General features: G+C 60.7%; 11 protein-coding genes and 3 tRNA genes. 11 read left to right on the top strand and 3 right to left on the bottom strand.

Annotation, left to right across the window (positions count from 1 at the left end; all coding sequences use genetic code 11):
• Nucleotides 1–30: 30 nt before the first annotated feature.
• Nucleotides 31–1,686 carry an acyl-CoA dehydrogenase family protein gene (locus ACQ66J_RS01105; RefSeq protein WP_430430138.1) on the bottom strand — a complete coding sequence of 552 codons (1,656 nt, stop codon included), beginning with the start codon at nucleotides 1,684–1,686 and terminating at the stop codon, nucleotides 31–33.
• A 172-nt stretch (nucleotides 1,687–1,858) separates the two neighbouring features.
• On the opposite strand from ACQ66J_RS01105, the gene ACQ66J_RS01100 reads away from it, so the two are divergent.
• Nucleotides 1,859–2,893 (top strand): GIN domain-containing protein, encoded by a 1,035-nt coding sequence (locus tag ACQ66J_RS01100; RefSeq protein ID WP_430430137.1) that lies wholly within the window; start codon nucleotides 1,859–1,861, stop codon nucleotides 2,891–2,893.
• Between the two features lie 17 nt (nucleotides 2,894–2,910).
• Here the strand turns inward: ACQ66J_RS01100 and ACQ66J_RS01095 are convergent, their stop codons facing one another.
• On the bottom strand, nucleotides 2,911–3,714 hold the full coding sequence (locus tag ACQ66J_RS01095) for a TrmH family RNA methyltransferase (RefSeq protein WP_430430136.1): 804 nt from the start codon (nucleotides 3,712–3,714) through the stop codon (nucleotides 2,911–2,913).
• A gap of 143 nt (nucleotides 3,715–3,857) precedes the next feature.
• Here ACQ66J_RS01095 and ACQ66J_RS01090 point away from each other — a divergent pair.
• The 4 genes from ACQ66J_RS01090 to ACQ66J_RS01075 all read left to right on the top strand — a co-directional run bounded on the left by ACQ66J_RS01090 (nucleotide 3,858) and on the right by ACQ66J_RS01075 (nucleotide 6,861).
• Nucleotides 3,858–3,943: transfer RNA gene (locus ACQ66J_RS01090), tRNA-Tyr, on the top strand.
• Between the two features lie 149 nt (nucleotides 3,944–4,092).
• Nucleotides 4,093–4,166, top strand: a tRNA-Gly gene (locus ACQ66J_RS01085).
• 128 nt (nucleotides 4,167–4,294) lie between these two features.
• Nucleotides 4,295–4,915: an NAD(P)H-dependent oxidoreductase gene (locus ACQ66J_RS01080; RefSeq protein WP_430430135.1), complete on the top strand. Its 621-nt coding sequence runs from the start codon at nucleotides 4,295–4,297 to the stop codon at nucleotides 4,913–4,915.
• On the top strand, nucleotides 4,915–6,861 hold the full coding sequence (locus tag ACQ66J_RS01075; protein ID WP_430430134.1) for a cation:proton antiporter: 1,947 nt from the start codon (nucleotides 4,915–4,917) through the stop codon (nucleotides 6,859–6,861). The genes ACQ66J_RS01080 and ACQ66J_RS01075 overlap by 1 nt, the downstream gene beginning before the upstream one ends.
• Nucleotides 6,862–6,863: 2 nt before the next feature.
• Here the strand turns inward: ACQ66J_RS01075 and ACQ66J_RS01070 are convergent, their stop codons facing one another.
• Nucleotides 6,864–7,508: an SDR family oxidoreductase gene (locus tag ACQ66J_RS01070; RefSeq protein WP_430430133.1), complete on the bottom strand. Its 645-nt coding sequence runs from the start codon at nucleotides 7,506–7,508 to the stop codon at nucleotides 6,864–6,866.
• A gap of 280 nt (nucleotides 7,509–7,788) precedes the next feature.
• On the opposite strand from ACQ66J_RS01070, the gene tuf reads away from it, so the two are divergent.
• From tuf to ACQ66J_RS01040, 6 genes are all read left to right on the top strand, one after another.
• On the top strand, nucleotides 7,789–8,964 hold the full coding sequence (tuf, locus tag ACQ66J_RS01065; protein WP_430430119.1) for an elongation factor Tu: 1,176 nt from the start codon (nucleotides 7,789–7,791) through the stop codon (nucleotides 8,962–8,964).
• Between the two features lie 537 nt (nucleotides 8,965–9,501).
• Nucleotides 9,502–12,408: a TonB-dependent receptor plug domain-containing protein gene (locus tag ACQ66J_RS01060; RefSeq protein ID WP_430430132.1), complete on the top strand. Its 2,907-nt coding sequence runs from the start codon at nucleotides 9,502–9,504 to the stop codon at nucleotides 12,406–12,408.
• Between the two features lie 134 nt (nucleotides 12,409–12,542).
• A complete protein-coding gene (locus tag ACQ66J_RS01055; RefSeq protein ID WP_430430131.1) occupies nucleotides 12,543–14,330 on the top strand; it encodes a tetratricopeptide repeat protein in 1,788 nt (595 codons plus the stop codon).
• Entirely contained in the window at nucleotides 14,331–15,263 is a 933-nt protein-coding gene (locus tag ACQ66J_RS01050; RefSeq protein WP_430430130.1) for a methyltransferase domain-containing protein, read from the top strand.
• A 586-nt stretch (nucleotides 15,264–15,849) separates the two neighbouring features.
• Nucleotides 15,850–18,924 carry a TonB-dependent receptor domain-containing protein gene (locus tag ACQ66J_RS01045; protein ID WP_430430129.1) on the top strand — a complete coding sequence of 1,025 codons (3,075 nt, stop codon included), beginning with the start codon at nucleotides 15,850–15,852 and terminating at the stop codon, nucleotides 18,922–18,924.
• A 190-nt stretch (nucleotides 18,925–19,114) separates the two neighbouring features.
• A tRNA-Trp gene (locus ACQ66J_RS01040) sits at nucleotides 19,115–19,190 on the top strand.
• The last annotated feature ends 17 nt before the right edge of the window (nucleotides 19,191–19,207 follow it).

Genomic DNA, 19,207 nt, shown 5'->3' with positions numbered 1-19,207 from the left:
TTTCGCCATGACGGTCAGCTTAAATTCCTGTTAGCCGCCCAATCGCGCCCGCCCGATCAGCCAGTCATGGTCGATGGCCGCTTCGCCAGCGCCCAGCGAGGTCGGGTTTTCGGCGATCCGTCGGCCAATATAGGCGTCCGCCGCCGGCTCCAGCCCGGCGCGGATCAGGGCGCTGGCGGTGAGGGCGGTGGCCGACCATTCCGCAAAGCGTCGTGCATCGGCTTCGCCAAGGCCGCCGGACGCCAGTGCCGTCAACGCATTCAGGCGTGCATCAAGGGCCGGATGCCGGCCAAAGGCGGGCGCCAACTCGGCGGCGAGGGCGTCCCGTGCGGCCGTGTCCCGCGACAGGGCGCGCAAGACATCCAGCGCGATGACATTGCCCGAGCCTTCCCAGATGGCGTTCAGCGGGCTTTGCCGGAACATGCGCGGCAGGGGGTGTTCTTCCACATACCCGGCGCCGCCATGAGCCTCCATCGCTTCATAGGTCAGATACGGCGCCCGCTTGCAAATCCAGTATTTGGCGATCGGGGTAAGCAAGCGCGCCAGCGCGGCTTCGTGCGGATCGGTCTCGGCCTTGTCAAAACTCTCAGCGACCCGGAAGGCGAGGGCGATCGCAGCTTCCGCCTCCATCGCGAGCTCGCCCAGAACTTCGCGCATCAAGGGCTGGTCAATCAGGCGGCGTTGAAAGGCGCTGCGGCGGTCGGCATGCCAGATGGCATAGGCGGCGCCGTTGCGGATGAGACCCGCCGATCCCGCCAGACAATCAAGCCGGGTGTGATTGACCATCTCGATAATGGTGCGCACCCCGCGACCCGGCTCGCCCACGCGGCGGGCCCAGGCCTGCTTGTATTCGATTTCCGAGCTGGCGTTGGAACGGTCGCCCAGCTTGTCCTTCAGGCGCTGGATCTCGATCGTGTTGCGCTCGCCGTCCGGGGTCCAGCGCGGCACAAGAAAACAGCTCAGCTGCGCGTCATCGCCCGCGCCTTCATACGCCAGGGTCAGAAAGCCGTCGCTCATGGGCGCCGAGCAGAACCATTTATGCCCGGTCAGCGTCACCACATCGCCGTCCCGGCTTTCTGCGGTGGTGGCGTTGGCACGTACATCGGACCCGCCCTGTTTCTCAGTCATCGCCATGCCCAGCGTCAGTCCGACCTTGTCTTCAGGCGGCAGGAAGCGCGGGTCATAGCGCCCCGAGGTGACGCCCTGAATCCAGGGCCCGGTCCAGTTTGAGTTCTTCAGCGCCGGCACGCTGGCATAGGTCATGGATTGCGGGCAGCACACGCCCGCGTCCGCCGTTCCCATCAGCATCAACAGCGCGGCATGCAGCGAATGCGGCGCCTGTTTTTCCGTCCACGCCGCGGACGACACGCCATGGCTCAGCCCCAGCTCCATCAGCGCATGATAGGCGGGGTGGAATTCGACCTCGTCTATGCGATGACCAAACCGGTCGAAGGGTTTGAATTGAGGCGGGTTTTCGTTCGCCATACGGGCCAGGTCCTGAACGCTGTCAGAGCCGATTTCGGCGCCCATGGAGGACAGGCGATCGGCATGGACCCGGGCGCCATTGCGCGTCAGCGCGTCCTTTAGCATGGCGTCGTCAGAATACCAGTTCACCCCGACAAGCGGTTCGGACTGGTTTTCAACACTATGGGTGGCGAGGTCGGAGCGGGGGGCGTGATGTCTCATGCCTGGCATCAAAGCGCTTTGCGCGGCGACTGTCGACCGGCGCAACATGGAGAAGAGTTTAGCTTGCCGCAATGTTGTGGTGGGGTCTGTTCAGCCAGCATGATCATGCGATGGCGTCAGGGGGGACAACCCGCGCCAAACGATAACAACACTCAAAGATGTGAGGGTCGAAATGACGGTCATGGTTCTGGCGCTGGCGACGGCGATGCAAGCGGGCGGCGCGCCGTCTGTAGAGATTGAAAATTTCATTGGTACGGTACGGGTTGAGCAAGGCGCAGCGCTAGACGCACGCTTCGAACGTGGCGGCTCCAGCGCTGATATCCGCAATGCCACCGGCGCGCTTTACGTGGACGGCGGCGAAAGCATGCGGCGCATGCGATGCTTTGGCGGATTCCGGGAGCAACGTGTCGGACGCAATCGGCGCGAAGCTCTGGCTTTTGACGAGCTGCCGGTTCTGATCATCACGACGCCGAACCCTGCCAGCGTCGAGCTTGATGACTCCATTGTCCGCGCCGAACTGGGCGCGACTCAATCGCTTGATCTGGCGATGTCGCATTGCTCAACGCTTGAAGCCGGCGATGTAAACGCTGACGCAAGCTTGGCGATTCGCGGCTCAGGCCATGTGAGCGTCGGTGCAATCGGCGGCGCCTTGAATGCGGCGCTGTCTGGCTCGGGGCATCTGAGCGCCGAAGATATCGGCGAATCGGTTGACCTGGCCGTGTCCGGGTCCGGCGATGTAGAGCTCGGCGATGTGGCCGGCGACATGGATGTCGGCATTTCCGGCTCCGGCGAAGTCGAAGCGGGACATGTGGCGAGCCTCGAAGCCAGCGTGTCCGGCTCTGGCAATATCGAGATCGGCAATGCGCCGGGCGGCGTTCAATACGCGGCCTCAGGCAGCGGTGATCTGTCGGCCGGCGCCACGTCTGACGTGTCCGTCAGCATTTCAGGCTCATCCAACATGGAAGTCGCCAGCATGGACGGCGTCCTTGAGATGAGCAGCAGCGGCTCCGGCGATGTGCGCATCCAGCAAGGCCGCGCCAGCTCGGTGGAGGCGCGCTTGGGTGGTTCGTCAGATTTGTGGTTCGGCGGCACTGCGGGGGATGTGGACATCCATGTGAGCGGCGGCTCTGACGCTTACATCCGCACGGTCACCGGCCAGCGCAATATCCGCACCTCCGGCGGCGGCGACTTCACCACCGGCGGCTAGACTGAGCGGAAGTTGGATCACTCCGCCTTGGGATTGATCCGTGGATCAAAGCGGGAGGCTTCATAAAGCGCGATCGCTGCGGCGTTCGACACATTGAGGCTTTCCGCTTTGGGCCCCATCGGAATGCGCGCCAGGGCCGAGCAATGCTCGGCCACGCGCGGGCGCAGGCCATCGCCCTCAGCGCCCAGCACCAGCACCAGGCCCGGCCCGGCGTTCGCAGCGACTTCGTCAGCGAGGCCGGCCTCGGCTTCACCCGCAAGACCGATCACATAGCGACCCGCTTCCTGAAGCGCGATCAGCGTATCGGCGATATTGGTCACCTTCACATGAGGAATGGTCTCTGCCGTGCCGACTGCGGTCTTGCACAGGGCGCCAAAGAAGGGCGGCGATTTTCGATCCTGAACGACCACGGCGCGGACGCCGAATGCGGCGCAGGAACGCAGGATGGCGCCCACATTGTGCGGGTCGGTGATCTGGTCGAGCACCACCAGCAAGCCATGGGTGGGCTCAAGCACGGCGTTCAGTGATTCCGCAGGTGGCGCGCCGGTTTTCAGCGCGAATCCCTGATGCACCGCGCCTTCGGGCAAACGGGCCGTGATCTGGCCGGGCAATTCAATGTCGGCGAGCTTTTGAAACGTGTCGTCCAGCTCGGTCGCGGCATTGCGCGTCACATGCAAAGAGATGTGTTTTCGCTTGGGGTTGGCCAAGGCCGCCAGGACGGCATGGCGCCCCCAGATCCAGCCCTGATCGGGGCCGTCACGTCGGGCTGCATTTCGCGCTGCAGAACCCTTTTTATCGGTGTTGCGCCGTTGAAAAGCCATGACTATAGTCCGCGCTCCAAATCAGGAAGCGGCCTCGTTAAAGCCCTTAGCGCCCAAGCGCAATCGGTTGATGCGGTGAAGCTCTGAATTGGCCCGGCGGCTGAACTCCCAATCAGTCGTTCTCGCGGAGACGCGAACCCTGTGGAGGGGTGGGAGAGTGGTTAAATCCAGCAGACTGTAAATCTGCCCGTTTCGGCGTACGCTGGTTCGAATCCAGCCCCCTCCACCATTCTGTTTCCCTATGAGCCGAGAGCTGATCCCTTTTGCCCTAAGGCTTGAGTGCCTGGAAGCGCGCGTGCGCATCGCCCCCATATGCATTCGGACCGCGTCTCCCGTCTCGACAATGGGGTGAGGGACACGCTATTTAGTCATTTCGGCGCGGGTATAGCACAATGGTAGTGCAGCAGCCTTCCAAGCTGAGGATGCCGGTTCGATCCCGGCTACCCGCTCCAAATCCCTGCTTTTCCTGACAACGAACGCGTGACGGCCCGTAAGGGTGATTGCGCGGCCGGGGCGAACCACGTCACACTCCTACCTGACCTGCTGGCGAGGCGGCTGGAGTGGACAAGGCGGACGGAGCATGGCGCGCATTCTGATTTATTTCGCTCACCCCGGTCGGCGCTATTCGCGCGCCAATATGGCCATGGCGGAAGCCGTTGATCACCTGGCCGGCGTCACCTTCGTTGATCTTTACGGGCAGTATCCGCGGCATGATATCGAGATCGAAGCCGAACAGGCGCAGCTCATCGAGCATGATGTGATCATCTTCCAGTTTCCGCTGTTCTGGTATTCAACGCCCTCGCTTTTGAAAGAGTGGATGGATCTGGTTCTGGAGCACGGCTTTGCGTACGGCTCGGGCGGCGAGGCGTTGAAGGACAAGATCTTCATGTGCGCCGTCACCGCGTCGTCTCCGGAGGACGCGTATAGCCCTGACGGGTTCCAGAATTATCCGTTGCGCACCTTTCTGACGCCGCTGGAGCAGACCGCGAGGCTGTGCCAGATGCGCGGTCTGCCGCCCTATGTCTTGTATGAATCGCTGGTCGCATCCGAGGACGAGCGTCTGCCCGATCATGTGAAAGGCTATAAGCGACTGATCATGGGGCTTCGTGAGGAGCGCTATGATTGCGAGCAAGCCGGAGCTTATGACGTGATCCAGGCCCAAGATCTCAAGACCTTGCTGAGAGATGAGGAAACGGCCTGATGGGCGATTTTCTGCTTTTGGCGACCTTGTTTCTGACCGCGGGCGTCATCGCGGTGCCTCTGGCGTCTCGTCTGGGGCTGGGCTCGGTGCTTGGGTATCTGTTGGCCGGGATTGTTCTGAGCCCGATCCTGGGCCTGTTGAATGTGGACGTGATCGCCATTCAGCATTTTGCAGAATTCGGCGTGGTGATGATGCTGTTCATCGTCGGGCTGGAGCTTGAGCCGCGGCGGCTTTGGGACATGCGCGCCCGGCTGGTTGGGCTGGGCGGTTTGCAGGTCGGACTGACCGCTGCGGTCGTCATAGGCGTCTGTCTGATGCTGGACATGCCCTGGCGGCAGGGCGTGGCGATCGGCTGCATTCTGGCTTTGTCTTCAACCGCCATCGTCATTCAGACCCTAAATGAGCGCGGATTGATGAATTCGGACGGCGGCCGCAGCAGTTTCTCTGTGCTGTTGTTTCAGGATATCGCCGTCATCTTCATGCTGGCGCTGTTTCCGCTGCTCTCTTCGCCTGACATTCTGGCGGACAATGCGGGGCACGCAGCCGGGGCTGTATCAGACCATGGTGGAGAGGGCGCGGAGCTAGCGCCCTTTGCAGGCTTGCCGGGATGGGGCCGCGGGCTGATCAGCCTCGCCGCCATAGCGCTGGTCGTCGGGATTGGCAGCTATCTCACCCGCCCCTTGTTCCGGTTCATCGCAATGGCGCGTCTGCGCGAGCTGTTCACCGCGGCGGCGCTGATGCTGGTGGTGGGGATCGCTCTTCTGATGACGCTGGCGGGCTTGTCGCCGGCCCTGGGCGCGTTCCTGGCGGGCGTGGTGCTCGCCAATTCTGAATACCGGCACGAACTTGAAAGCCATATTGATCCGTTTCGCGGGCTCTTGCTGGGCCTGTTCTTCATCACGGTCGGGGCGGCGGTGGATTTCACCCTGCTGGCGGAGCAGTTGTGGGTGACGCTGGGCCTGACGCTCGGCCTCATCGTGATCAAGGCGGTGATCTTGTGGGGGCTCAGCGTGGTCTTCCGGATTGGCGGGGCGGACCGTTGGCTCTTTACGCTGGGACTGGCGCAAGCGGGTGAGTTCGGTTTCGTGCTTTTGACGCTGACCGTGTCGGAAGCGATCTTGCCGCCCATGGTCGCCAGCCAGCTCTTGCTGGTTGTGGCGCTATCCATGCTGATCACCCCGGGGCTGTTCCTGCTTAATGACAAGATCAGCGCGATGATGGCCAGAGCGCGCACGCCCCAGGATGCCGACGAGATTGATTCCAAGGCCAGGATCATCGTCGCCGGGCATGGACGCGTGGGCGGCATCGTCAATCGTATGCTGCGCGCCTACGGCCATGAAACGACGGTTCTGGATTATTCGTCCAGCCAGCTTGAAATGTTGCGCGCGTTCGGGATCAAGGTGTTTTTCGGCGATGCGACCCGGCCAGACCTTTTGCACGCCGCCGGCATTGAGCAGGCTGAGTTGTTGGTGGTCGCCATCGACAACCGCGATCAGATCACAGAACTGGTGCGCCATGTGCGCCGGCATCACCCTCATGTCCATGTGATCGCCCGGGCGGTCTCACGCGAGCATGTTTATGATCTATACGCTGTGGGGTGCCGGGACATGATCCGGGAAACCTTTGATTCAAGTGTCCGAATCGGGCGCAGTGCCTTTGAGGCTCTGGGCGCGCACCCCTTTGACGCCGAACAGATGTGCCGGGCCTATGTGCATGAGGACCGCAAGATCCTGCGCGAGATGGCCGAGGTGTATGATCCTGAGATTCCCAATCACAAGAACCCGCCCTTCGTCGCTAGAGCCAGAGAGTCGCGAGAGCGTCAACAAAACGAGCTGAGCGGCGGCGGGCGCGTGCTGGGCGCCATGAATGACCGGCGCTGGTCGCCGCCGACCCCCAAGGACGTCCGGGTCGAACGCGACCAGGCGCGCTCCGACCCGGACGAATAAGGCTAGGCGGCGCGGTTGATATGACCCATCGCGTCGCTGATGCTTTCGTCGCCTTTGCACAGCTCGAACACGGCGCCCGAGGCTTCAGGCACGCTGACGCAGCGCTCAAGCACCTCCGCCACGTCTTCGCGTGAAATAGTGTCGCCGCTGACATGGTCTGAAGAGACTTCGATCCGGCCAGTACCGTCTTCGTCAGTCAATGAGACCGGGCGAACGATTGTGAAATCTATGCCCGCGGTTTTCAGATGAGCATCGGCGTCTTGCTTGGCCTTGAGATAGTGTCTCAGTCCCTCTGGCCCGTTTTCAGGAGCGTCGGCGCCCACCGAGCTCAGCATCACGAAGCGTTGAACGCCGGCTTTCTTGGCTTTCTCGATCAGCGAGATCGCGCCGTCGCGGTCGATGGCGTCGGTTAGCGATTCAGGCGTGTCGCCGCCTGAGCCTGCAGCGAAGATCACCGCATCCATGCCTTCAGCCACGTCATCGGGCAAAGCGGTCAGGTCAGCCGTGCGAGTCTCTACGCCGTCCGGCAACACTGAAAGGTCCGAGCTGTCTCGCACCAGCGCCACAGGCGTGCGCCCTGACTGCTGGATCTTGCGAGTAAGGGTGCGGCCGGTAAGCCCTGTGGCCCCAGCAATGAGAATACGCATCGTCTTCTCCAGTTCTGCTTCGGATGCTGGCGGAGGCCAGCGCCCATAAGCAACGGGGGGAGGGCTGTTTTGTTCCTTTTCCTCCGCATGAAGGACAGGGAAGCGAGGGGTTTCACCACGCTTTATCTGCAGAAGCCTGCAGTGAAGGCGCTTTCTTTCTTGCCAGAGCGTGGATCGGGCGCTATGCCCCGCGCAATCGCCCTGGCGCAACGTTCAGCAGTCGGACCGTCGGCTGATGCAAGCGCCGCAAATTCATGTTCCAGCTTGAGGGTCCACGACAATGGCCAAGGAAAAGTTTGAGCGTACGAAACCGCATGCCAATATTGGCACGATTGGTCACGTTGACCACGGCAAGACGACGCTGACCGCCGCGATCACCAAATATTTTGGTGACTTCCGCGCGTACGACCAGATTGACGGAGCGCCTGAAGAGAAGGCGCGCGGCATCACGATTTCGACGGCGCACGTTGAGTATGAGACGGACAACCGTCACTATGCGCACGTGGATTGCCCGGGCCACGCCGACTACGTGAAGAACATGATCACGGGTGCGGCGCAGATGGACGGCGGCATCCTGGTGGTGAACGCGGCTGACGGCCCGATGCCGCAGACCCGCGAGCACATCCTTCTGGCGCGCCAGGTTGGCGTTCCGGCTCTGGTGGTGTTCCTGAACAAGGTTGACCAGGTCGACGACGAAGAGCTCCTGGAGCTTGTGGAGATGGAAGTTCGCGAACTTCTGTCCTCTTACGACTTCCCGGGCGACGACATTCCGATCATTGCGGGCTCTGCGCTTGCGGCGATGGAAGGCCGTGATCCTGAAATCGGCGAGAACAAGATCAAAGAGCTGATGGCGGCTGTGGATGAGTACATCCCGACCCCTGAGCGTCCGGTTGATCAGGCGTTCCTGATGCCGATCGAGGACGTGTTCTCGATTTCGGGCCGCGGCACGGTTGTGACCGGTCGTATCGAGCGCGGCGTGATCCATGTGGGCGACGAGATCGAGATCATCGGTCTGCGCGACACGGTGAAGACGACGTGTACGGGCGTTGAGATGTTCCGCAAGCTGCTCGACCAGGGCGAAGCGGGCGACAATGTGGGCCTTCTGCTGCGCGGCATCGACCGTGAGGGCGTTGAGCGCGGCCAGGTTCTGGCCAAGCCGGGTTCGATCACGCCGCACGCGAAGTTTGAAGCCGAGGCTTACATCCTGACCAAGGAAGAGGGTGGCCGTCACACGCCGTTCTTCTCCAATTATCGTCCGCAGTTCTACTTCCGCACGACGGACGTGACCGGTGTTGTGACCTTGAAAGAGGGCACCGAGATGGTGATGCCGGGCGACAATGTTGAAGTGTCTGTGGAGCTGATCACCCCGATCGCGATGGAAGAGAAGCTGCGCTTCGCCATCCGTGAAGGCGGCCGCACCGTGGGCGCTGGCGTGGTGTCCAAGATCACCGACTAAGCGCACGCGCTGCTCGCAGCGCATGGCACAGATCAACGCCCCGGAGCCCAGCTCCGGGGCGTTTTTCGTGCCCGCGACTCAAGTCCCCCGCGAATCGTTATTTTCAGGAGCGGGACGGAATAGGCCGGGCGGGGGCGGAGCGCTGTAATGTTTGGCGCTCGAGAGCGTCATAATCATGTCTTGAAGCGCCACCCCTGGGTGCGTTGTGACTCGAAAATGCCCCCATGAGAAGAAATGTGTCCGTGCTACAACGGCAAGTCGACGCGACAGGCTCCATGGTCGCAATCCTAAGTCACAAATGTGATCTTTCTGTCACGTTCTGAAGTTCATCTCCTGTCCATGTTCAGCAGCGTGTTGACCCGTCTTGGTTCCACACCATAGGGTTCTGTTATGTCCGCATAATTCTTTTGTGCGGGCGCCATCGTACGGGTCGCTCGCACCTAAAAAGGGGAGGTGCAGCGGCTTTTTGGAATTTGAAGCGGGGAGATATTTATGCTTCGAGATAGAGCACTGGCACGTAAGCTGTTGTGCGCAACAATGCTTACTGGTGTAGCCACGCTGTCGGCTGCGCCGATTGCGATGGCGCAGGAAGACGCTGCGTCGCAAGACGTGATTCAGGTCACGGGTTCGCGCATTCAGCGTCCGGACGTTACGGCTCCGAGCCCGGTCACTTCGATCAGTGAAGCGACCCTCGAGTTCAACAACACCATCAACCTGGAAGACACGCTGAACGATCTGCCTCAGCTGGTTCCTGCGTTTGATGCATCCTCCAACAACCCGGGCAACGGTACGGCGACCCTGTCGCTGCGCGGCCTTGGCGCCTCGCGGACGCTGATCCTGGTCGACGGTCGTCGCATGGTGGGTGAAGGTGCTGGCGGCATCGTCAACATCAACTCCATCCCGTCCGCTCTGGTTGAGCGCGTCGACATCGTCACCGGCGGCGCGTCCGCTGTGTACGGTTCTGACGCTGTGGCCGGCGTTGTGAACTTCATCATCAAGGACGATTTTGAAGGCGTTGAGTTCGACGTGTCTTCGCGTTGGACCGAAGATGGCGGCGCAGGCAACTTCAACACCTCGCTGACCATGGGCGGCAATTTTGACGGCGGACGCGGTAACGCAGTGCTGTCGATGTCGTACAATGATCGTGAAGAACTGTTCCAGGGCGACCGCGATTTCTCGCGCGACACCCTGATCGACAACGGTTCGGGCACGTTCGGCACCACCGGCTCCATCAACATTCCGAACACCTCGATCTTCGCTCCGAACTTCTCGAGTTTTGATCCGAGCGTGGCTCCGGGATACCAGTCCAACATCAATGACCGGTGTTCCAACCTGGGCGGAACTGGCGCTGACACCTGCTGGGGCTTCGGCCTTTTCGTAGACAATAGCGGCGCTGTTCAACCGTTCCGTACGGCTGGTCCGAACAATGACCGCTTCAACTACGCACCGACCAACTACCTGCAACTGCCGCAGGAGCGCTATAACATCGCTTCGTTCCTCACCTATGAGATCAATGAGAACGTCGAAGTTTACGGTCGCGCTTTCTACACCAACTCAATCGTTGACTCCCAGCTGGCGCCGACCCCGGGCGGCACCCAGTTCGATTTCACGATCGACGAGAACAACCCGTTCCTGACGGGCGAGCTTCGCGCTCTGTTTGATGCGAACTCTGCGATCAATGTCGGCGACATTGATGGTGACGGCGTGAACGAATACCAGTTCACCACCGGCCGCCGTTACGAAGAAGTTGGCTTCCGTAACAGCCTGCGTGACACCCATACGTACCAGATCGGCGGCGGCCTGCGCGGCTCCATCAACGCCAGCTGGGACTATGACGTGTATGCCCAGTACGCGAAGTCGCGTGCTGACCAAATCCAGACCGGCAACGTGTCCATTTCCGCCGTGCAGGCGATCGTGGAAGAAGGCCGCTGGAACATCTTCGGCGGCAGCGGCACTCTGACGCCGGATCTGGTCGAAGAGATCTCCCGTACCGGCGCAATCTTCGAGACCAACGAACAAGTCTCGTTTGTGGCTTCCGTGAACGGCGAAATCGAGCAGTTCCAGTCACCTTGGGCTTCCGCCCCGCTGGCGATTGCTACGGGTCTTGAGTATCGCGAAGAGTATGTGCGTCGTCAGCCTGACTCCGTGCTGGGTCCGGACGTGATGGGCTTTAACCAGTCCACCTTCATCGAAGGCAGCTACGACGTTTATGAGTTCTTCGGCGAAGCCAACCTGCCGCTGATCGAAGGTGCTGAGTTCGCTGAGTACCTCGCTCTGAACGCGGGTTATCGTTACTCCGATTACTCGTCTGTCGGCACCGTTGAATCCTACTTTGTGGGTGCGGAGTGGATGCCGATCGACAGCGTGCGTTTCCGCACGCAGTTCCAGCGCGCTGTGCGTGCACCGTCTGTGTCCGACCTCTTCCAGTCTGACTCCAACGGCTTCCCGGGCGTCCAGGATCCGTGTTCGGCGTCCGGTAACGGCGCCTTTGATCTGCTGTCTCCGGAACAGCAGACTGCTGTGCGTGACAACTGTATCAACCTGGAAGGCATCAGCGCCGCGGCATTCGACGCCGGCGTGCCTCAGCTGAACAGCCAAGTGGAATCCGTCTTCCGCGGCGCCAGCAACCTGGAAGCAGAAGAAGCTGACACCTTCACCATCGGTGTTCAGTGGTCTCCGGAATTCATTCCGGGCCTGGATCTGACGCTTGATTACTATGACATCGAAATCGCCAACGCACTGGGCGGCGCGACCGCTCAGCAGGTGATCAACGATTGTGTGATCAACGGCAATCCGAACGCTTGCATCATCACCAACCGTCAGGGCAATGGCGCTCTGGACTCCTTTGGTGACCGTGCGGGTGAAGACCCGAATGGCGACGGCATCGCTCAGGCGTTGACCACCGAAAACCAGACCGGTCTGTTCGTGCAAGGTTTCGACTACGGCGCGACCTACACCTTCAGCCCTGACTGGGACTTTGGTTCCCTCGCTCTTGGCATCAACGGCACCATTCTGGACACGAACTCCTTCCAGCCGACCGCGTCCCTGGGCGTGATCGAGTGTAAGGGCTTCTACGGCGCTGACTGTGGTGAACCGACCCCGGAGAACAAGTTCCTGGCGTTCGGCACCTGGATGTACGGCCCGCTGGACGTGACCCTGCGTTGGAGCCACATCGGTGAGATGACTGACGTGCAGACCCAGTTCTACGGCGCCTATGCCGAAGGTCTGGATGTCACCTCCATCGACGCGTTCAACTACTGGGACATCAACGCGAACTACCAGCTGACGGACGCTATCCGCGTCTATGGCGGTATCCGCAATATGTTCGAGCAAGAGCCGCCGCGTCTTGGCGACGGTCCGCAGTCCGAACAGGCCAACACCTGGCCGGCCACCTACGATCCGTATGGCCGTCAGTTCTTCCTGGGTCTGACTGCGACCTACTAAGCTCTGAACTCACGAGTTCCTTCTTGGGGCGGCCCTCTGGGCCGCCCCATTTTTTTGGCGCCTACGGGCAGGTCGTCATCTGGACAGACCGCATACCCGGCTTGTTAACTTGGGTCTTGAAGGAGATGACAGGCATGGTTTTGCACGCCCAGCTGAGCGCAGCGCTCGCAGACATCAAGGCCGGGCGATTTCAGCAGGCGCTGTCCGCGCTGACGATCTTGCAAAAATCGCATCCGAAGACGCCGGATGTCTGGCGATTGTCAGCCATGGCGGCTCGCAAGACCGGTGCGTACGCGCAAGCGGAACGCTGGCTTGAGACCGCGCTTTCACTGGAGGCCGACAATCCTGAAAGCTGGAATGCACTGGGCCTGACCCAGGATGCGATGAACCGTCCAGAGGCGGCCGTCGGCAGTTTCCAGACGGCCTTGCAGAAAGCGCCGCAATTCGTACCGGCCGTCATCAATCTGGCGCGACTGCATCTCAGGTCGGGCGCTGCGCAGCAGGCCTTGGCGGTGATGAAGCCTTTCGCACAGCAGCCTCAGGCGCATCTGGTGCTGGCCCAAGCGTATCAGCAAAGCGGCCATCCGCAGACGGCGCTTGAACTCTATGCGGGGCTGGTGCGCCGTGAGCCTCAGAATGTTCATGCGCATTATGGACTTGCGGTCTGCCTGATCGAACTGGGGGAGCCCGCACGCGCCCTGCCGACGCTTGATGCGCTCTGTCAGGCGGGTTTCGGACCTGCGCACTATCCGCGCTTTACCGCGCTGGCGCGCCTGGGCCGTCATGAAGAGGCGCTGCAAGCCGTGCGGGCGGCGTTGCATGAAACCCCCACTGATTCGTCTGCGTTGCACGGAATGGCGCAATTGTATTGGATGATGGGGCGAGCGGATGACATCGCGCCTCGCTTTGAAGCCTGTCTGACTGAAAGTCAGGGGGCGGTCGCCGTTTATGCGGCCTATCTGGATGTTCTGATCCAGATGGAGCGTTTTAACGACGCCCGAGCTCTGGCGGATCGTGCAGGCGCCTTGCACGGTGAGAACACTTGGTTGAAAGCGCGCCGTCTCTCTATCGAGATTGAATCGGGCGCGGCGGATGCCGCCTGCGAGCTTGCGCTGGCCGTGCTGGAGAAGGGGCCGCCTGCGTCGGAGCTGCGCGGCAATCTCGCGCGAGCCCTGCTGATGGGGGGCGCGTTCGACCAGTCTCGTGCGTTGATCCAGGAGGCTATGGCGGCGTCCCCTGGAGACCGGTTCTGGGTTGCGATGCAGGCGACGCAAGCGCGCGCGGATGGAGATCGCTCAAGCTATGAAGCGCTTGTGAATCTTGATGACTTCACGATGACCGCGCCGCTCAAGACGCCAGACGGATATCGCGATCTGGCGCATTTCAATGCGGACCTGGCCGTGGTCTTGCGTCAGATGCATGACTTCACCGCTGCGCCGCTGGATCAATCCCTGCGCGCGGGCAGCCAGACGCCGACAGATCTGCGCCACAGTAAAGAGCCCGTCATCCAAGCTTTTTTCGCCATGGTGGAGCGCGCTTTCACCACCTATCGCGATCAGTTGAGCCCGCAAGCCGGTCACCCCTTGCTGGGGGCTATTCCAGATCATTTCGAGCTTGCGGGCGCCTGGTCCGTCAGACTTCAAGCAGATGGCCGTCATGTGAACCATGTCCACCCCGAAGGCTGGATCAGCTCGGTCTATTATGTAGACGTCCCGCCACAAGTGGCCGGTTCGCCCGACCACGAAGGTTGGTTGAAATTTTCAGAGCCGCCGTTTGATGTGGCGGGTCTGGGGCCTGAACGTTTTGTGGAGCCCAGGGCCGGGGAGTTGACCTTGTTTCCCAGCTATTTGTGGCATGGAACCGTTCCCATTCAGTCCGGGGAACGATTGACCATTGCTTTTGACATTAAGCCACGCGGGTAAATGACTATGACGGGTGAGCAGCCTTGGTCTGAATTCTGGCAGGGAGAAACTGACGAGGCTTCTGTTGCCAGTCGGCGCGCCAGTACGGCTTTTGCGTCATTGTGGCGCGAGTGGAGCACAGAGCTTTTTGAGCAGCAGTCCGCCCCTGTGATCCTGGACGCAGCCTGTGGTGCTGGCTCTGTCAGCCGTGAAGTGATAGCGGCGGCGCAGCAGGCGGACCCGGTGATTGTGAGTGTGGATATTGCCTATTCGGCTCTCAAAAAGCTCGAAGACGCGCCTGTCCTGAGAGCGACGGCGGACGCCGCGGCGCTTCCGTTTGCTGAAGGCAGCTTTGACGCTATCGCCAGTCAGTACGGCGTTGAGTATGCCGGACAGGAGGCTTTGGAAGCATTGCCCGCTTTGCTGGCCCCGCATGGACGAATACGGGTCCTCGCTCACATTACGGACGGGGCTGTCGCCCAAGAATGCAGTGACAATCTGACGGTCCTGCACAGTCTGCGTGAGCGCGAACTCATCCAACGCGTGAGTGAGCTGTTTCAGGCCCTAAGGGGGCTGCGGCCGGATTTAGAGTCTTGTGACGCGGCCTTCCGTCAGGTTGCGCAGGCGTGCGGTCGCGAAGTTCAGACCCGAGCCTGTCCGGCGTCGACCTATGCGCAGCGCCTGTTTCAGGATTGTGCAACCGTGCTTCAGCGAAATCAGGCCTATGATCCAAAGGATATGCAGCTCTGGTTCGAGGGGCAGGCGCAGTCCATTGAGGCGTATGCCGCACGCATGTCTGCAATGCTGTCCGCCGCACTCGACAGATCGCAGATTGAGATGGTCCTGCAAGCCTGGGAGCGACACGGCATGGCGGATTGCACCGTCAAACCGGTGTACGCTGCAGCTGATGACTCACCTGCGGCCTGGCGTCTGGACGCTGTTCGGCGCAGCTGACCGCATAAGATCAGCTCTGATTTCAGACTCAAACTGAATACACGCTCTCCCTTCGCACCTGGGGCGGTGAAAGGGGTGTGTGTCATATACGCCAAAGGTGTGCGCTACAAAGGCAACCTTTCTTGAAAATTAAATTATTGATAGTTTTGCATATATTCAAGCGCCTCTTTCGAGGTGTGCGCCGGGCGCGACAATCGTGTCGGGATTTTCGCATATGTCGCGCTATCAGCCCGAAAATTCGCTGATTCCAACTCAACGAAACAGATATCAACCCTAGATCGTGGGTCTCAGAGGTTGAAATTCATTGCTGGAATGTAATAGTTGCGATCACGCAACATTGATATTTTGTCATCTAAATAAGCACTTTTTGGCCATAATCACCGCTTTGGGAGAAAATTATGCCGCCAAGGGTTGGTTAAATTGCAATTTTGCAACACTGGAATTGCAACGGCACGTCACCCTGAAAAGTTCACTTTTAAGGCGAATGAAGCGGTGCCTAGTTTGCGCCATCCACTCGAACACGAGTGCGAGCTTGTTCTCGGCCTGTCGCCTACGGGCCTTGCCTCTGAATTACGGGGAGATGTGAATGTCCTATAAGAACTTTAAAACCTGGGCCCTGGCGTCCAGCCTGCTCGCCGGTCTCGGCGCAGCAAGCGCGCCGGCTCTGGCTCAGGAAGATGCGGACGGCGCCCAGCAAGACGTCATCCAGGTCACCGGTACGCGCATCCAGCGCGGCAACATGACCGAAGCGACTCCGGTCAACACCTTCAACGCCGAGCAGTTCGAGCTGTCCGGCGCGGTGAACACCGCCGAACTTCTGCGCACCCTGCCAGCCGTCGGCGTGTCGACGCTGACTTCCACGAACTCCAACTTCACCGTTGCGTCCTCGGGTGTGAACACCATCGAGCTGCGCAACCTGACTGAAGATCGCACCCTGGTGCTGATGAACGGCCGCCGCTTCGTCGCGGGTCTGCCGGGCAGCAACAATGTGGACTTCAACTCCATCCCGACCGAGCTGATCGAGCGCGTCGACGTCGTCACCGGCGGCGCATCCGCCGTGTACGGTTCTGACGCTCTGGCCGGTGTCGTCAACGTCATCCTGAAAGACGACTTTGAAGGCATTGTCGCCTCGACCCAGGCTGGCATTTCCGATGAAGGCGACGACGAGACCTACCGCGCATCCCTGACCATGGGGTCGCTGTTTGACCAAGGTCGCGGCTCTGCAGTGGTCTCCAGCACCTGGTCGCGTGAAAACGGTGTTTACGCCCGCGATCGCGAAGGTCTGGACCGTGACGGTCTCTCGCGCGCCTTTTTCGACCCGACCGTCGAGAACTGGCAAGAAGATGTGATCCCGTTCTACTCGTCCTTCTCCGAGCGCGGCCGCATCCGCATTCCGGGTCTCTCCGCCAATGGCAACCCGACCGACGCTGCAAACCTCGTGTTTGATGAAACCACCGGTCAGGTGCGTCCGTTCACCTCTGCGAACGCCGACGGTTCTGCTCTGGACGGCTTTAACCGTCAGGCGTACCGCGCCATCGCTGTACCGACCGAACGCTTCACCTTCTCCTCGCTCGTGAATTACGAAGTGAACGAGAAGATGAACTTCTTCTTTGAAGGCACCTACGCGTCCACCGAGACCCAGTCTTCTCTGGAGCCGTTCGCTCTGTCCTCAGAAGACGTCTATGGCGACAACCTGGCCCAGTTTGTTGATGAAGATAATGACGGCGTGTACGAGCGCTCGCGTTACGGCATCTCCATCCTGAACCCGTACGTGCCGCTCGCCATGCGCGACGCCGCCCGCGCCGCGTCTGACTTCAACAATGACGGCATTCAGGACATTGCGGATGAGGACCTGGTCGTCGGCTTTGTGCGCCGTATGACCGAAGTGGGTCAGCGCTCGTCTCAGAACACCCGTCAGACCGCACGCATCGTCGTGGGCCTGGACGGCGATCTGACCGATAACTGGTCTTATGAAGTCAGCGCCAATGTCGGCCGCACCACCCAGTCGCAACGCTCCACCGGTCAGATCAATGTTCTGAACCTGCGTCAGGCTCTCAATGCGACCGAAGTCAACGGCCAGATCGTCTGCGCCGACGACATCGCCCGCGCTCAAGGCTGTGTGCCGGTCAATGTCTTCGGCCAAGGCTCCATCACCCCGGACGCGGCGGCTTACATCAACGCCCCGTCTTCGCGTCAGGCTGAAGTCACCCAGATGGTGTATTCGGGCTTCCTGACCGGTGATGTCGGCTTTGCGTCTCCGTTCGCTGAAGAGAATGTCCAGGTCGTTATCGGTGCGGAATACCGCTCTGAGGAATCCGAGAGCATTCCTGACGCGCTGAGCCAGTCCGGCCAGAACGGCGGCAATGTGTCTCCTGCCGTGCTGGGCGACTTCCAGGTTGCTGAGATCTTCGCCGAAGCGGAAATTCCGCTGGTTCAAGGTCGTCAGTATGTCGAAGACCTGCGTGTGAACCTGTCCGCACGTGCGTCTGACTACACCACTGTGGGTCAGACCTTCGCCTGGGCCGCCAACCTGCAGTACACCCCGGTCGACATGCTGCGCTTCCGGGCTCAGTACTCTGAATCCGTGCGGGCGCCGAACATTGGCGAGCTGTTCCAGCCTCCGTCAGAAACCTTTGAGGGCGGTGATGATGTTTGCGCCGGCCTGACCCTGTCGGGTTCTGATCCGGCCTTCTTCAACAGTGCTGACGACGCCACCTCCGGCGTTGATGCGGGCACTGTGAACTCGTCCATCGCCCAAGCGTGTATCGCGGATCCGGCTGTCGCCGCCCGTGTGAGCCGTGACGGCTTCTACATCCCGACCCAGGGCGAGATTCAGGGCATCGCTGGCTTTAACGGCGGCAACCCGAACCTCTCTGAAGAAACCGCCACCTCCATCACGTTGGGCGCGGTGTTCTCACCTGACTTCGGCAATATGTGGATCGACAACTTCGCTCTGTCTGTTGACTACTTCAACATTGAGATCGAAGACGCGATTGCTGGCATTGCGCGCCAGACCTCGATCAACCAGTGCTACGACAACGGCTCGGGCGTTTATGACGCCAGCTCCGTGTTCTGTTCGAACATTGTGCGTTTCAACTCCGGCCCGTCTGTCGGCGCCATTCAGGAGCTGAACGCCCTGCAGCAGAACCTGGCGACCATCGAGACCGCCGGCGTGGACGTGCAGGCCAGCTATTTCCTGGGCCTGAACGATCTCTTCACCGACACCAGCTGGGCTCTGGGTGATCTGAACTTCACTCTGACCTACGGCTATCTGGAGAAGTGGGAGCAAGAAGCGTTCCCGGGCGCTGAGGTGATCGACTTCGCCGACACCGCCGGCCTGTTCGAGCACGAAGTCCTGTTCTCCACCGTCTATCGCAATGGTCCGCTGACCGTCGCCTATGACATGAACTGGATGCCGGAAACCCGTCTGGAAGCCACGGGCGCGCTGTCTGAAGCGATCGTGCCGTCTGCGACCTTCCAGGATGTTCAGGTGCGTTGGGCGTTCGAAAACGAGCTTGAGCTGGTGTTCGGCGTGGACAACGTCACCGACGAGTTCATCAAGTATGGTCAAGGCTTTGACTCTACGGGTACGGGCACGGACGGCGCCATCTACGACGCCATTGGCCGTCGCTGGTATGTGGGTGCGCGTAAGACGTTCTAAGTCTTAAGCGTTCCATGGCTCAAAGAGGCGGCGGGTCTAATGCAGGCCCGCCGCTTTTTTGTGGGAAAAGGGCTTTTCTTTCGGGCTCAGGCTGGTTACAAGACCGGCTTCCGAATAACGGCCCGCTACGTTTGTGCGCACATGATCCTACATAGGGTGGTGTGAGCACGCGCCGCGGGCCGCTGGGTCTAGGGGTGTAGCTCAGCTGGTAGAGCGACGGTCTCCAAAACCGTAGGTCGGGGGTTCGAACCCCTCCGCCCCTGCCAGGCCCGCAACACGTGAT

It is taken from the genome of Oceanicaulis sp. (assembly GCF_965284345.1).
In the GTDB taxonomy this organism is placed as follows: domain Bacteria; phylum Pseudomonadota; class Alphaproteobacteria; order Caulobacterales; family Maricaulaceae; genus Oceanicaulis; species Oceanicaulis alexandrii_A.
The sequence above is the reverse complement of the archived record's forward strand: the minus strand, read 5'-3'. Positions and strand labels throughout refer to the sequence as shown.

What these genes read in the sequence shown, in the direction of transcription:
- ACQ66J_RS01100 (WP_430430137.1), top strand. Translation starts at nt 1,859, where the DNA reads ATGACGGTCATGGTTCTGGCGCTGGCGACGGCGATGCAAGCGGGCGGC.
- ACQ66J_RS01080 (WP_430430135.1), top strand. Translation starts at nt 4,295, where the DNA reads ATGGCGCGCATTCTGATTTATTTCGCTCACCCCGGTCGGCGCTATTCG.
- tuf (WP_430430119.1), top strand. Translation starts at nt 7,789, where the DNA reads ATGGCCAAGGAAAAGTTTGAGCGTACGAAACCGCATGCCAATATTGGC.
- ACQ66J_RS01060 (WP_430430132.1), top strand. Translation starts at nt 9,502, where the DNA reads ATGCTTACTGGTGTAGCCACGCTGTCGGCTGCGCCGATTGCGATGGCG.
- ACQ66J_RS01095 (WP_430430136.1), bottom strand. Translation starts at nt 3,714, where the DNA reads ATGGCTTTTCAACGGCGCAACACCGATAAAAAGGGTTCTGCAGCGCGA.
- ACQ66J_RS01055 (WP_430430131.1), top strand. Translation starts at nt 12,543, where the DNA reads ATGGTTTTGCACGCCCAGCTGAGCGCAGCGCTCGCAGACATCAAGGCC.
- ACQ66J_RS01050 (WP_430430130.1), top strand. Translation starts at nt 14,331, where the DNA reads ATGACTATGACGGGTGAGCAGCCTTGGTCTGAATTCTGGCAGGGAGAA.
- ACQ66J_RS01075 (WP_430430134.1), top strand. Translation starts at nt 4,915, where the DNA reads ATGGGCGATTTTCTGCTTTTGGCGACCTTGTTTCTGACCGCGGGCGTC.
- ACQ66J_RS01045 (WP_430430129.1), top strand. Translation starts at nt 15,850, where the DNA reads ATGTCCTATAAGAACTTTAAAACCTGGGCCCTGGCGTCCAGCCTGCTC.
- ACQ66J_RS01070 (WP_430430133.1), bottom strand. Translation starts at nt 7,508, where the DNA reads ATGCGTATTCTCATTGCTGGGGCCACAGGGCTTACCGGCCGCACCCTT.
- ACQ66J_RS01105 (WP_430430138.1), bottom strand. Translation starts at nt 1,686, where the DNA reads ATGAGACATCACGCCCCCCGCTCCGACCTCGCCACCCATAGTGTTGAA.